Source organism: Rhizobium sp. YTU87027, assembly GCF_050644135.1.
Lineage (GTDB): Bacteria > Pseudomonadota > Alphaproteobacteria > Rhizobiales > Rhizobiaceae > Rhizobium.
In genome coordinates this window covers 1621640-1634433 of sequence record NZ_CP098440.1, presented here as the reverse complement: position 1 = coordinate 1634433, position 12794 = coordinate 1621640, and the positions used below count along the sequence as shown (strand labels likewise).

The 12794-nt window shown below is 58.5% G+C and carries 10 protein-coding genes; 5 read left to right on the top strand and 5 right to left on the bottom strand.

What is annotated here, in order from left to right; translation table 11 throughout:
• The first annotated feature begins 345 nt into the window (after nucleotides 1-345).
• Nucleotides 346-2220 (top strand): L,D-transpeptidase family protein, encoded by a 1875-nt coding sequence (locus NBG89_RS08250; RefSeq protein WP_431322406.1) that lies wholly within the window; start codon nucleotides 346-348, stop codon nucleotides 2218-2220.
• Between the two features lie 57 nt (nucleotides 2221-2277).
• Here the strand turns inward: NBG89_RS08250 and NBG89_RS08245 are convergent, their stop codons facing one another.
• Nucleotides 2278-2982, bottom strand: coding sequence for an HAD family hydrolase (locus NBG89_RS08245; RefSeq protein WP_431322405.1), 705 nt, complete (start codon nucleotides 2980-2982; stop codon nucleotides 2278-2280).
• Nucleotides 2983-3173: 191 nt separating this feature from the next.
• Here NBG89_RS08245 and rpiA point away from each other — a divergent pair, with 191 nt between their 5' ends.
• The 3 genes from rpiA to gor all read left to right on the top strand — a co-directional run bounded on the left by rpiA (nucleotide 3174) and on the right by gor (nucleotide 5971).
• Complete coding sequence (rpiA, locus tag NBG89_RS08240; protein WP_431322404.1) at nucleotides 3174-3872, top strand: ribose-5-phosphate isomerase RpiA; 699 nt, start codon at nucleotides 3174-3176, stop codon at nucleotides 3870-3872.
• Nucleotides 3873-3889: 17 nt separating this feature from the next.
• The gene (locus NBG89_RS08235; protein ID WP_431322403.1) at nucleotides 3890-4474 is read left to right on the top strand and encodes a DUF2059 domain-containing protein; all 585 of its coding nucleotides are present in this window, start codon (nucleotides 3890-3892) and stop codon (nucleotides 4472-4474) included.
• 111 nt (nucleotides 4475-4585) lie between these two features.
• Entirely contained in the window at nucleotides 4586-5971 is a 1386-nt protein-coding gene (gor, locus tag NBG89_RS08230) for a glutathione-disulfide reductase (protein ID WP_431322402.1), read from the top strand.
• Between the two features lie 6 nt (nucleotides 5972-5977).
• Here the strand turns inward: gor and NBG89_RS08225 are convergent, their stop codons facing one another.
• On the bottom strand, nucleotides 5978-7348 hold the full coding sequence (locus NBG89_RS08225) for a pilus assembly protein TadG-related protein (protein ID WP_431322401.1): 1371 nt from the start codon (nucleotides 7346-7348) through the stop codon (nucleotides 5978-5980).
• A gap of 290 nt (nucleotides 7349-7638) precedes the next feature.
• Between NBG89_RS08225 and NBG89_RS08220 the strand changes: the two genes are divergently transcribed.
• Nucleotides 7639-9012 (top strand): class II 3-deoxy-7-phosphoheptulonate synthase, encoded by a 1374-nt coding sequence (locus NBG89_RS08220; RefSeq protein ID WP_088694468.1) that lies wholly within the window; start codon nucleotides 7639-7641, stop codon nucleotides 9010-9012.
• A 105-nt stretch (nucleotides 9013-9117) separates the two neighbouring features.
• On the opposite strand, the gene NBG89_RS08215 is transcribed toward NBG89_RS08220, so the two are convergent.
• From NBG89_RS08215 to NBG89_RS08205, 3 genes are all read right to left on the bottom strand, one after another.
• On the bottom strand, nucleotides 9118-10014 hold the full coding sequence (locus NBG89_RS08215; RefSeq protein WP_431322400.1) for a hypothetical protein: 897 nt from the start codon (nucleotides 10012-10014) through the stop codon (nucleotides 9118-9120).
• Nucleotides 10015-10146: 132 nt separating this feature from the next.
• Nucleotides 10147-10671 carry a DUF1003 domain-containing protein gene (locus NBG89_RS08210; protein WP_431322399.1) on the bottom strand — a complete coding sequence of 175 codons (525 nt, stop codon included), beginning with the start codon at nucleotides 10669-10671 and terminating at the stop codon, nucleotides 10147-10149.
• A gap of 81 nt (nucleotides 10672-10752) precedes the next feature.
• On the bottom strand, nucleotides 10753-12666 hold the full coding sequence (locus tag NBG89_RS08205; protein ID WP_431322398.1) for an LTA synthase family protein: 1914 nt from the start codon (nucleotides 12664-12666) through the stop codon (nucleotides 10753-10755).
• Between the last annotated feature and the right edge of the window lie 128 nt (nucleotides 12667-12794).

The following is a 12794-nucleotide window of genomic DNA, read 5'->3' as shown; positions in this document are numbered from 1 at the left end:
TGATCCGAAGAAAACCGCTTGAAATATAAATATGAGCGGCGATGTCATGTTAGCGGGCGCGAGATCAGTGATCTTTTAGACACGGCTGAATTTTTATCTGTCAGCGGCTTTTTGGCCACTGTGTCTGGTCGCGAAAATAAAGTAAAAAATTAACCAATAATTTCATAATTTTGTGTGAACTGACGTCCGGCGTAAGAGTTTACCTAGTTACTAAAGGTTGAGTTGGTCGAGGCTGGCGGCTGCGCCTGCTTTCTGCCATGTGACGCTCGCGCCGGATGAAACAAGTTCTGAGGCGGGTCTTGCCCGCGATTTGAAGACAGCATGACACTGGGACTGGATAGAAGCATGACATTCCTTTTGAAAGGTGCGGCCTCCGCACTTGCGCTTTCCTGCGGTATGGCTGCGATGGGTGCCGCGCCCGCGCATGCTTACACCTTGATGGATATGATCCGCGGGGATCGCGCTCGGACCCAGAGCACGATTGTCAATCCGAGGGCATCGGTTCCCTCATTCCTTCAGTCGGCTCCAGATGCGCCGCTGCCCAAGGTTTCGAGCCCGCGCTACTATACTTATCAGCCGGATGCGATGCGCTTCGTCGATACCGGCAAGTTTACCGACCCTGTTGTCACCGGGGCAGTTGCCGATGCGTCGGCAACGACCGAGTCGACGCCGTCGGTGCAGCGGCGTTTCCTGATCGAGGCGAAGGTGCGCGCGCCCGTCGAAGTCGCCAAGGCGCTTGAAACCTATTACGGTGACATGAAGAACCCGCTGGTTTGGCTCGCCGGAACGGATGTCAACGATCGCGCCAAGGCGGCGATGGCCGTATTGGCGGATGCCGCGTCGGTTGGCCTTGATCCGGCAGACTATACGGTACAGGTTCCGACCGAGGATCCGGCCAATCCGGATCCGGCAATCCGTGATCGCGCCCTGACGCAGTTCGAACTGGAGCTATCCGCCAAGGTGCTTGCCTATGTGCAGGACACCATTCGCGGTCGCATCGATCCGAACAAGCTGTCCGGCTATCACGATTTCAAGCGTAAGGACGTGAACCTTGCGCCGGTGCTGAAGCTCGCCCGCATTAGTCCGGACACGGCAGCCTATCTCAGAAGCCGCACGCCGGACGGGCCGCAGTTTGTTGCGCTTGAAGGTGAACTGGCAAAGCTGCGCGCCGAAGGCGCAAGCGACGATCGCATCAACGTCGCCCTGAGCGGCGTGCTTCACCCCGGCGAGAGCTCGTCCGAAATCCCGAATATCGTGAAGGCGATCGACAAGCATGGCTCAGCCGCGCTCAAGGCGGAACATGCGACAACGCTTGCCGCCTATACAGGTGGCACCGAGTATTCGCCCGAGATTGTCGCGCTCGTCGAAGGGTTCCAGAAAGAACATGGGTTGAAGCCGGACGGCGTCATCGGTCAAGCCACGGTCCGCACTATGGTCGGCGGCGACAGCAACGCCTCGAAAGTCGAAAAGCTGGTCGTTGCGTTGGAGCAGGCGCGTTGGCTGCCTAATGATCTCGGCTCGCGCTACGTCTTCATCAACCAGCCGGCCTACATGGTTTACTACCACAACGACAACAAGGAGCAGTTGTCGATGCGTGTTGTAGTCGGTCAGCCGTCGCACCAGACCTTCTTCTTCCAGGATCAGATCGAGACGGTCGAGTTCAATCCTTTCTGGGGTGTTCCGCAGTCGATCATCATCAACGAGATGCTGCCGCGTCTGCGCTCCGACCCGAGCTATCTGGACCGGATGGGCTATGAGGTAACGGTTGGCGGCCGTGCCGTGGCGTCGTCCAGTGTTGATTGGTACGGTTCGACGACCAATGTTTCCGTCCGGCAGCCGCCGAGCGACGACAATGCGCTTGGCGAACTCAAGATCCTGTTTCCGAATGCGCATGCGATCTACATGCATGACACGCCCTCGAAAAGCTTCTTCAAGCGTGACATGCGCGCTCTCAGCCACGGTTGCGTGCGTCTCGCCGAGCCGCGTGCGATGGCGGCGGCCGTGTTGAATACGTCGGTCGAACAGATCGGCAAGGAGATCGCGACCGGCAAGAACCATGCCATCCAGGTTCCACAGAAGATCCCGGTCTACGTGGCTTATTTCACGGCGTGGCCGAATAAGGACGGCGTCGTGCAGTATTTCGACGACGTGTACGGCCGCGATGCTTACGTGCAGAAGGCATTCGATGCCACGACGAAGGCGCGTGGCGCGCAGATCTGATTGCGCTAGGGACGATATGAAAAAAAGGCGGCCGTTGAGCCGCCTTTTTTGTTTGTGTCAGCCTACTGCGGCAGTCGGTCTCGCGGCGAAGTCCGCGATCAACTCGTCCACGAGCGCAGGCGTGAGCTCGTTGAAATGTGTGATCACGCGGGTCGGCCCGAGTGTCTCGACGGGGACGTCGGAATAGCCGAACGGCACGGCAATCGAGGGCACTCCGGCATTTCGAGCAACAAGAATGTCGTTGACGCTGTCGCCAATCATGACGGTGTTGCGGAAGTCGCCGCCAGCGCGCTCAATGGTTCCAAGGAGATGCTGGGCGTCCGGTTTCCTGACCGCGAAGGTATCGCCGCCGGTAATGGCGTCGAAGTAATGGGTGAGTTCAAGCTTTTCGATCAGGCTGCGCGCCAGACCTTCCAGCTTGTTGGTGCAAACGGCAAGCTTGCAGCCGGCGTTCTTCAGTTGATTCATAGCCTCGATAAGGCCTGGGTAAGGCAACGTATGTCCAGGCATGTTATTGGCATAGTGAGCGATGAACCGGTCGAGTAGGGCTGGGAGCTGCTCCTGTGACAACGGATGTCCCCGAAGACCACAGGCCCGCTCAATCATGACCTTGGCACCGTGTCCGACCAGATACGTGAGGTCGCCATAGCTGACCGGCGCGATGCCGAGCTCGGCAATCGTATGGTTTATACTCTCGACAAGATCGGTGTGAGTATCGAGCAGTGTTCCGTCGAGATCGAATACGATGAGCGCAGGGGGCAAGGATTCCGCCTTTCAGAAATGATGTCATTGGGCAGTAGGCGATGAGGGCGGGAAAAGCAACGTTTCGCGGCAGAAGCGACAAGTTGTAGATGCCCACGGCTTTTCGAAAATCATTACGCTATTTTGGCTTTCGTTTGGCAAGCGAGCCGTGTAAACAGCACATCCAACGCAATAATCGGAGTCAGCGGCGCATGGATGCCCGCGAAATGAAGATCAGGGCCGCCGAGGCCGCACTCGCTCATGTCGAATACGGCATGCGGCTTGGAATCGGGACCGGGAGTACTGCCGAGGAGTTTGTTCGGCTGCTTGCGGAGAAGGTTTCTACCGGCTTCAAGGTCGAAGGGGTTCCGACTTCGGAACGCACGGCGAGGCTTTGCGTCGAGCTGGGCGTACCGCTGAAGTCGCTTGATGAGTTGCCGGAACTCGATCTGACGATCGATGGCGCGGATGAGGTTGATTCCAACCTGACGCTCATTAAGGGTGGCGGGGGTGCGCTGCTGCGCGAGAAGATCGTTGCTGCGGCATCTCAGCGCATGATCGTCATTGCCGACGAAAGCAAACTGGTCGCGACACTTGGCGCATTTCCACTGCCGATCGAGGTGAATCCCTTCGGGCTGGTCTCAACGCGCATGGCGATCGAAAAGAAGGCCTCGAAACTGGGGTTGAGCGGCGGCTTGACGCTGCGCCAATCCGGTGGAGAAGACTTCATGACGGACGGTGGTCACTACATCCTCGATGCATCTTTTGGCCGCATTCCTGATGCAGAGGCGCTCTCAAACGAGCTGAATTCGATACCCGGAGTCGTTGAACACGGGCTTTTTCTCAATATGGCGGCGCTTGCGATCATTGCAGGTCCAGCAGGTGCACGCACGCTGCGGGCGAACAGGTAACAGGAGCATTGAAACTCATGATTAAATTTGCAGGTCTTGGCCGTTTTGCTGCTGCGACCGTTATTCTTTCGGGCGTCGCATTCGGCTCTGTCGCACACGCGCAGGAAGCTTCTCCGGAGCAGTTGAAGGCGGCCCGCGCTGCCATCGATGCGATTGGCGCCACTGCGCAGTTCGACAACATCCTGCCTGGCCTGGCCGAGCGCCTGAAGGCCGATCTTATCCAGGATTCGCCGAACTATCAGGATGCGATCACCGCTGAGGTTGACAAGCAGGCGCTGGCGCTCGCTCCGCGTCGCGCCGATCTCGAAAAGGAAGCCGCGCTGACCTATGCCAAGGCATTCTCCGTCGAGGAGCTCAACGCGATCGCCGAGTTCTATAACTCGCCAGTTGGCAAGAAGCTGCTGAAGGATGGCCCGATTGCATCGCGCGAAACGGTGAAGGCAGCCGACATCTGGGCGCAGGGCATTTCCCGCGATCTTCAGAAGCAGACGAGCACTGAGCTTGCCAAGATCATCAAGGCGCCGCCGCCGGCCGCCGATCCGGCCAACCCGGCTGCAACGACCGCGCCAAAGGCTGCGCCGGCCCCCAAGCCGAAGCAGTAAGCTACGACGCGACTACAGATCGAAAGCCCGGCATCGTCCGGGCTTTTGTTTTTGCGGCGGTCGATACTATATCACCTTCACCTCACCAGCCGATTCCATCCGGAGTTTCTCATGACGTCCTACGATTACGATCTCTTTGTCATTGGCGGGGGCTCGGGCGGCGTGCGAGGCGCCCGCGTTGCAGCCTCGCTCGGTAAAAAGGTCGCGATCGCAGAGGAATATCGCTACGGCGGAACATGCGTGATCCGCGGCTGCGTGCCCAAGAAGCTCTTCGTGTACGCAGCTCAGTTCCATGAACACTTTGAGGATGCTGCCGGCTTCGGCTGGACACTCGGCGAGAGCTCGTTCGATTGGAAGAAGCTGATCGCGGCGAAGGACAACGAGATCGCGCGCCTCGAAGGCCTCTACAAGAAGGGGCTTGCTGGCGCCAACGCCGAGATCCTGGAAACGCGGGCCGAGCTCGTGGACGCCCATACGGTCCGACTGGTCAACACCGGCAAGACAGTGACAGCCAAGACGATCGTGATCGCGACCGGTGGTCGGCCGAACCCGCACGCGGCTTTGCCGGGGAACGAGCTCTGCATTTCCTCCAACGAGGCCTTCCATCTGGAAGAGCTGCCAAGGTCGATCGTGATTGCCGGTGGCGGTTATATCGCAGTGGAATTTGCCAATATCTTTCATGGCCTTGGCGTCGAGACGACGCTGATCTATCGCGGCGCCGAAATCCTGTCGCGCTTCGATCAGGATCTTCGCCGGGGGCTGCACGAGGCGATGAGTGCCAAGGGCATCCGGATTCTCTGCCATGATGCGCTCGAGAGGGTATCGAAGCAGGATGATCGTCTCGCTGTCGAGACACTGAACAACGGCACGCTTACGGCGGATGTTGTCATGCTGGCCCTTGGACGCGTCCCGAATACGCAGGGCCTTGGCCTGGAAGCCGCCGGTGTGAAGACTGACCAGCGCGGAGCGGTGGTCGTCGACGAATATTCGCGCACCAGCGTCCCGAACATCTATGCGCTCGGCGACGTCACTGACCGGGTACAGCTGACGCCTGTGGCGATCCACGAGGCAATGTGCTTCATCGAGACCGAGTACAAGAATAACCCGACCAAGCCGGATCACGAGACGATCGCAACGGCCGTCTTCTCGCAGCCGGAAATCGGCACTGTCGGATTGACCGAGGAGGAGGCGGGCAAGCGCTACGGGGAACTCGAGGTCTACCGTGCCCAGTTTCGTCCGCTGAAGGCGACGCTATCGGGGCGCGGCGAGAAGATGATCATGAAGCTGATTGTCGATGCTTCCAGCCGCAAGGTCGTCGGTGCGCACATCCTCGGTCACGATGCCGGGGAGATGGCACAGATCCTCGGAATCACGTTGAAGGCCGGCTGCACCAAGGACGATTTCGACCGCACGATGGCCGTGCATCCGACGGCAGCGGAAGAGCTGGTCACAATGTATGCGCCGAGCTATCGCATTCGGGACGGCGTTCGCGTCTGATGCCGGTCAGCTGGTGAGGCGGGGCATGCGGAGGACCTTCAGGAAGAGCGCCTTCATGGCGTCCGTGATACCCTCGGTGGGCGTGACTTCGAAATAGAGACCGGGCGAGGCGCAGCTCTGCATCTTCGTCGGAATTTCGTCCTGGAAGGGTTTGATCCAGGTGTTGTACCAGCTGTTGGTCGGCAGCGGCAGATACGTCGTGTAGAGCACGGCGATCTTGATGCCTTTGTCCTTCAGGGGCTTGCAGAAGGAGGTATCGATCGGTTCCTGACAGCGGCTGCCAGTCGTTTTCTTTGTGCAAGTCGAGGCCTTGTAGCTGTCGCCGACACCGTCGGACACGAAGAAGACGATCTTCTGTGTATCGGCAGCGCTTGTACCCGAGCCCCCAGCCGGGATTTTGGCCTTGAGTTGGGTCAGTGCGCTATCGAAGCTCGTCTGGGTGTCGTCGTTGTAGCCTTGCTGAGGGATGGTCATCAGGTCGAGCACGTATTCGCTGTCGCCGGCTTGGGGATTTGGGGTCTTTTCGGAGACCTTGCTGCCCACCTTGTCGAGGTCGCCCGTAAGCGGCACGATTTCACTCAGCCCTGCCGCCTCTGCTTTGGCGCCGAAGGTGTAGACCGCCATGCGAAATTGATCATCCGTGTCCGCCTTGGCGGTCGCAGTCAGGGCCTGGGTGGCCTGGCGCACGACATCAATGCGCATCGTCACTTTGTTCTTCTTGGCAAGCGTATAGTAATCCTTGCCCTTGTTGGTGCCGCTCTCATGGCAGGCAAAGGCGCAGGAAGCGTTCGATTTGTTGTTCTTCGTGAGACCTACCATGGTGGTGACGTCGTTCGGTGTCGCGCCGACGCCCATCGATGGTGTGTTGTCGATCAGGATGTAGAAATCCATGAAGGCCGCTGTCTCAATTGTTGCTGTCGCGGTGCCCGATACTTCGACGGTTTTTCGCCCGAATATTTGCATGAACGTCGTCGGGACGGCCGCGCTGAAGTAGACGGACGAGTTGAGTTTGGTTGCTGCCTTGTTCACCTGGATGTCGACTGCAACTTCGTTTGCTGTCAATTCACCCTGCATCTGGCTGACGAAGATATTGCGCGCATCGCTCTGCCCGACGGAGATCGTGCCATCTGCGGTCATTTTCATCGCGGCGGAGGCGGCTGCGGATTTTTCCGCAATTGCGCCGACGGCTGCGGCGTCGGCCGCCGCGTAAAGCTGCGTGCGCAGGCTCAGTGCATGAGCGAAGTCGACGGCTACGCCCGCGGAGCCGATGAGCGGCACCATCAGGATGGCAGTCAGCATGCCGAAATTGCCGGAACGGTCAGTACAGAAACGATACAAGCTGCGCACGAAATGTATCCCACGGTTCCACCACGCCATCGGTGTTCAAGCGGGAGTCATCATGACGCGCTATCAGAATTGAGGGTATTTCTACGGCAGAAGCCTAAATTAGATACAAACTGTCTTGGTATATTGATCATTAATCCCGTGCCCGCCGTTTGAAAACACGGGGCGGATTTCCTTTATATTCAGGTGTTGTTCGTGAAACTAATCCGGAGCGCCAAAGAGCGGAACGCCGCTATGCAAGATGGCGCTAAAGGTTTATAAGCCGCGCAACATTTTTAAGACGGAACATCCGGACGGACCGGATGCTGAAACAGGTGAGTGAGATGGCACAGAATTGGACTCCGAGCAGTTGGCGGCAAAAACCGATCCAGCAGGTTCCGGACTATCCGGACCAGGCGGCATTGGCAGCAACGGAAGCCCAGCTCGCATCCTATCCGCCGCTCGTCTTCGCAGGTGAAGCACGCCGGCTGAAGAAGCATCTCGCCAACGTTGCTGAAGGCAATGGCTTCCTCTTGCAGGGCGGTGATTGCGCCGAGAGCTTTGCCGAACATGGCGCCGACAATATCCGCGACTTCTTCCGCGCATTCCTGCAGATGGCCGTCGTCCTGACGTTCGGCGCGCAGCTGCCGGTCGTCAAGGTCGGCCGTATTGCCGGCCAGTTCGCAAAGCCACGTTCTTCGGGCATCGAGACCCAGGATGGCGTGTCGCTGCCGAGCTATCGCGGTGACATCATCAACGGCATCGAGTTCACGGAAGAGGCCCGTATCCCGAATCCGGAACGTCAGGCCATGGCATACCGCCAGTCGGCCGCAACGCTGAACCTGCTGCGCGCCTTCGCGATGGGTGGCTATGCCAACCTCGAGAACGTGCATCAGTGGATGCTCGGTTTCGTCAAGGATAGCCCGCAGGGCGAGCGCTACCGCAAGCTTGCCGGCCGCATCAGCGAGACGATGGACTTCATGAAGGCGATCGGCATCACCTCGGAAAACAATCCGAGCTTGCGCGAGACGGATTTCTTCACCAGCCATGAAGCGCTGCTGCTTGGCTACGAAGAAGCGTTGACGCGCGTCGACTCGACGTCTGGCGACTGGTACGCGACCTCAGGCCACATGATCTGGATCGGCGACCGTACGCGGCAGGCCGATCACGCGCATGTCGAATACTGCCGTGGCATCAAGAACCCGATCGGGTTGAAGTGTGGTCCGTCATTGCAGACCGATGACCTTCTGAACCTGATCGACATTCTCAATCCCGAGAATGAGGCGGGCCGGTTGACGCTGATCTGCCGCTTCGGTCACGACAAGGTCGCCGAGCATCTGCCACGTCTCATCCGGGCGGTCGAGCGCGAGGGCCGTAAGGTCGTGTGGTCTTGCGATCCGATGCACGGCAACACGATCACGCTCAACCACTACAAGACCCGTCCGTTCGAACGGATCCTGTCGGAAGTTGAAAGTTTCTTCCAGATCCATCGCGCCGAAGGTTCGCATCCTGGCGGTATCCATATCGAGATGACTGGCAAGGATGTGACGGAATGCACCGGCGGCGCCCGCGCCGTGACGGCAGAGGACCTGCACGATCGCTATCACACGCATTGCGACCCGCGTCTCAATGCCGATCAGGCGTTGGAGCTTGCCTTCCTGCTGGCCGAGCGCATGAAGGGTGGACGCGACGAAAAGCGGATGGCCGTCAACGGCTGATCAGACAAAATGGACGAAGGAAGCCCGGCCGATGCCGGGCTTTTTGTTGGGCAGAACAACAACTTGCAGCGTTCGTTGCGCCCATGTCGGCTGGGATTGCCTCGCTTACTTGACGCTCGTTTCGGAGAAACGGATTTGACCGGCTGCCCAGTGGATGGCGCTGTCCAATTCGGCGAACTTTGCCGACTGCCAATGGAAATAGTCTTCGATGAATCTCCGGGAGAGCCATAGAGCACCGCGGTTGCGCGGGTTTTCCCAGCAAAGCAGGCCGTCTATTTCGGCCTTCTTGAACATCCGCTTCACATTGGTCAGGGAGATGCCGAACTCGTTCGCGATTTCGCTGATCGTTACGCCTTTCAGCAGTATGCGATCGTGCAGCCGCGCGTCGTCGGGCAGGCGGCTGATCAGATCGTGCAGCACAAGGCCGCCGACATCGGACCAGAGGAAGTGGCCGATGCTGGTCCGCGGTTCCTTCCAGACCGGCTCCTGGATGAGGGCACGCGCGGCACGAGGTTGCGCGAGGCGGAAAAGTCGGGGATCCTCTGCCGTCAGGCTTGCACGATTGCCGCCGTCGAGTTGATCGAGGCAGGACATGTGCCCTTGGAACCAGGAGGCCATGGCCTCCTCGCTGGTTTCGGTCGTTTCGAGGCGACGAAGGCGCCGATCGGGCGTTTCGTCAGGCGCATCCCGCAGAAATTTGTAGGCGATGAGTTCGGCAAGAAACGAGGCGGCAGTATTCTTGCTGGCGAGATCAAACTCCGTGGCGACCTGCATCATGCGACTGGCCGTCAGCCCCGACCGGGGATTACCCCGATCTCGTGCAGTGTGCATGGCAAACAGCGTTTGCGTCAGCAGCCACTTTTGGTGCGAGGCTGCGAGGCGGGCAAGACGAGGCGCACGCTTGTGAATGCCAATAAGATGGAGCGCTATCTGGCGTTCGATCGACAGAAACAGGGGATGATGAAGAATTTCATCGCGTGTATGCGGTCGGCCTGTGAGCATCGTCTCGTACGGTGGATCGGATTGGTTCCAATTGCTCCTCTTACATTTGTGACGGTGTTTCAATGCGGGACTTGGTTAGCGGCTCGCTAATCGGTCGGTATAGTTAAATTCAAGCGATCAGCGATCGTTCCATCAACTAGGCAGGCGCTGGTTCAGTCGCTCGATGTCTTCGCGCAACGCCGCAATTTCGGTGAGCACGCGCATGTCTATTTTCTGATGCAGGGAAAGAACTTCCAGTTCTGCTTTGAGATTGACTTCATAGTCTTTCGCCGCCTCGAAACGATCGCGCTCCGCCTGCCGGTTTTGCGACATCATGATGATGGGAGCCTGGATCGCCGCAAGCATCGAGAGCACGAGATTGAGGAAGATGAAGGGATAGGGATCGAAGGCGCGTGTGAGCAATACAACGGTATTTACGACGCACCAGAACACCAGGAACAGCAAGAAGGCGACAATGAACGACCATGAGCCGCCGACGCGGGCAATCGAATCCGCCAGGCGCTCTCCGGCCGATGCTTCCGCCTGCAAGGCAGCATTGATATCGGTCGAGATTATCTTGCGCTCATGGGCCTTTGCGAGAACGCGCTTCTCGATCTCGCCGAGTTCGTCAGCAGACTTATCGAAGTGATGGTGGATTAAGTCCGATAGATTGTGCATGGCCGACTCCGAATGCTAGATCGCTCGGGCGCCAGTATTCCGTAATGTTTTCAAATTGCAATGCGGACTTGTGCCGCTCTTTTACGTGCCTTGAGCATACAGCCAAGCATGCTGTGGGAAGAAGCGATCGAGCGTCTGAGCCTTGCCAAACATGATGTCGTGCTGGAGGTATCGATAGTCCCGTACGAGGGGATCGAGGTTCTTCGGCTTCAGGACCCAATCGGGAGAGGGCGTGTTGTCGCGCGCAATCAGCTGATAACGATCGATGACGCTGTACTTCTTCTGTACACGGCCGAGGAAGCCCGTGTAGTAGGGATGCTCGAAGCCGGCGAACTTCAAGAGATGATAGGGCAGCAGTGACGGGCTGATTGTGCCGACATCCTTCTTGCTGCCCTTCTTGTTGGACCAGATGACGAGCGGCGTCTCATGCTCCTGTCTCATGGTGCTGACCGACGCCTTACGGGTGGCAACCTGATCCGGCATGTAGCCGGTCGCCATGTAGACGTTGCCGAGCGGCGGCAGGTGGTCGCCCCAGAGCACGATGATCGTTTCGCGGTCGCGCTTCTCTGCCCAATCCATCAGCAACTTAAGGCTGTCGTCCGCTTCCTTGATGCCCTGCGTATAGGTGGCAAGCGTTGCGCGGTCTGCATCGTTCAGGTTGCCCTGTATATCGATAGTATTGCGTGCATAACGGTTCGGCTCATACGGCCCATGTCCCTGCAGGGTGACAGCAAAGAAGAAGAACGGGCGATCAATGCCGTCCGCCTCGTTCATGATTTCCTTCATGAGCGAGTCGTCCGAAGCGAAGATGCCCCGCTTTTCCATTGGAGGCATGGTCTCTTCCGAGCGGAACTGCTCGAAACCGAAGTCCTTGTAGACTTCATTGCGGTTCCAGAACCAGCCGCTGAACGGATGCAGCGAACGCGCCGCATAGCCTTCGCCACGGAAGAACGTGGCGAGCGAGGGAACGTCGTGACGGATGTATTGCTGATAGGGGATGCTGCCGTATGGCAGGAAGGCATTGGAAAAGCCCGTCAGCGCCTCGAATTCGACGTTGGCGGTCATGCCGCCGAACTCCGGTGAGAAGACATGGCCAGACTGCTCGGCGCGGATAGTCGGCATGGGATCGGGCGACAGGCTGAGCGTTTTCAACCGGGTAGGATCCCAGAATGACTCGCTCATCAGCATGATCACGTCGGGCTTTTCGCGCGGGCCGCTGAGATAGCCGTAGTTGCGGCTCGGGATAGTATCGAGCGCCTGCGTGCCGAAGCCGACCGGCGCCGCCACCTCGGCCATCGGAATATTGAAGATGAAGGCGAGGATGAAGCCGTTGCTCCGGTAGTTTTCCTTTTGGTCCCACATCATTGGAACCACCTGAAGGCGGTCGCGGATGAAGGAATATTGGGAATAGTCCATCAGCGACCCGAAGGCCGCGATAACAGGCAAGCCGACGCACAGCCGGCGGACGCGAGCGGTCCTTGAGAGGTGTGGGAAGTTGCGCCAGGCGAAACGCCATAAGATGACAATTGCGCCAGCGGAAAAGGCGATGCCGACAGCCATTGCAACAGCAGTCCAGGGACGGTCGCTCACCATGACAGGAAGCAGTTCCATGATCTGGCGCCCGAAAAGGACGTCGGACGGATAAAGTGGATCCGAAAGGTAGTGTTGCTTCTGGTTGGATACGATGGCGGGGACGATCACAATCGGAAGAACGATCAGCGCTGAAATGAACCGTCGGCCCAAGGCGGCGTCGAGCGACAGCATCAGCACTGTCAACATCGCAACGGTCGTCATGCCGGGACGCACCGGCGATGTCAGGAATTCGCGAACGTCAGTCAGCCCATCGCGGGCAATTATCTCGACGGTGGCCGTGGTGAGAAGCGCAAGCAGGGCACAAAGAAGGACACCGAGCGCCGTGCGTATAGCAGGCGATCGGATGCTTCCTCCGAAATCGGTGGAAAGCGACGCAAAGCGCGCTGCCGTTGCAGACCTCATTACCAACGCGATCAACCGGAAAACTCCAACGTCATAAAAGCTTCACTGAACTGTCACATCCTCGTCATGAACGCTAGATGAACCGTTGGGTTTCCCGCATTTGTGATTGGCGGATAAGGGCCGATCGC

Excerpts from the sequence above, each read along its gene's own strand:
- NBG89_RS08215 (WP_431322400.1), bottom strand. The coding sequence starts at position 10,014 with ATGCTCACAGGCCGACCGCATACACGCGATGAAATTCTTCATCATCCC.
- NBG89_RS08235 (WP_431322403.1), top strand. The coding sequence starts at position 3,890 with ATGATTAAATTTGCAGGTCTTGGCCGTTTTGCTGCTGCGACCGTTATT.
- NBG89_RS08250 (WP_431322406.1), top strand. The coding sequence starts at position 346 with ATGACATTCCTTTTGAAAGGTGCGGCCTCCGCACTTGCGCTTTCCTGC.
- rpiA (WP_431322404.1), top strand. The coding sequence starts at position 3,174 with ATGGATGCCCGCGAAATGAAGATCAGGGCCGCCGAGGCCGCACTCGCT.
- NBG89_RS08225 (WP_431322401.1), bottom strand. The coding sequence starts at position 7,348 with ATGGCGTGGTGGAACCGTGGGATACATTTCGTGCGCAGCTTGTATCGT.
- NBG89_RS08205 (WP_431322398.1), bottom strand. The coding sequence starts at position 12,666 with ATGAGGTCTGCAACGGCAGCGCGCTTTGCGTCGCTTTCCACCGATTTC.
- NBG89_RS08220 (WP_088694468.1), top strand. The coding sequence starts at position 7,639 with ATGGCACAGAATTGGACTCCGAGCAGTTGGCGGCAAAAACCGATCCAG.
- NBG89_RS08210 (WP_431322399.1), bottom strand. The coding sequence starts at position 10,671 with ATGCACAATCTATCGGACTTAATCCACCATCACTTCGATAAGTCTGCT.
- gor (WP_431322402.1), top strand. The coding sequence starts at position 4,586 with ATGACGTCCTACGATTACGATCTCTTTGTCATTGGCGGGGGCTCGGGC.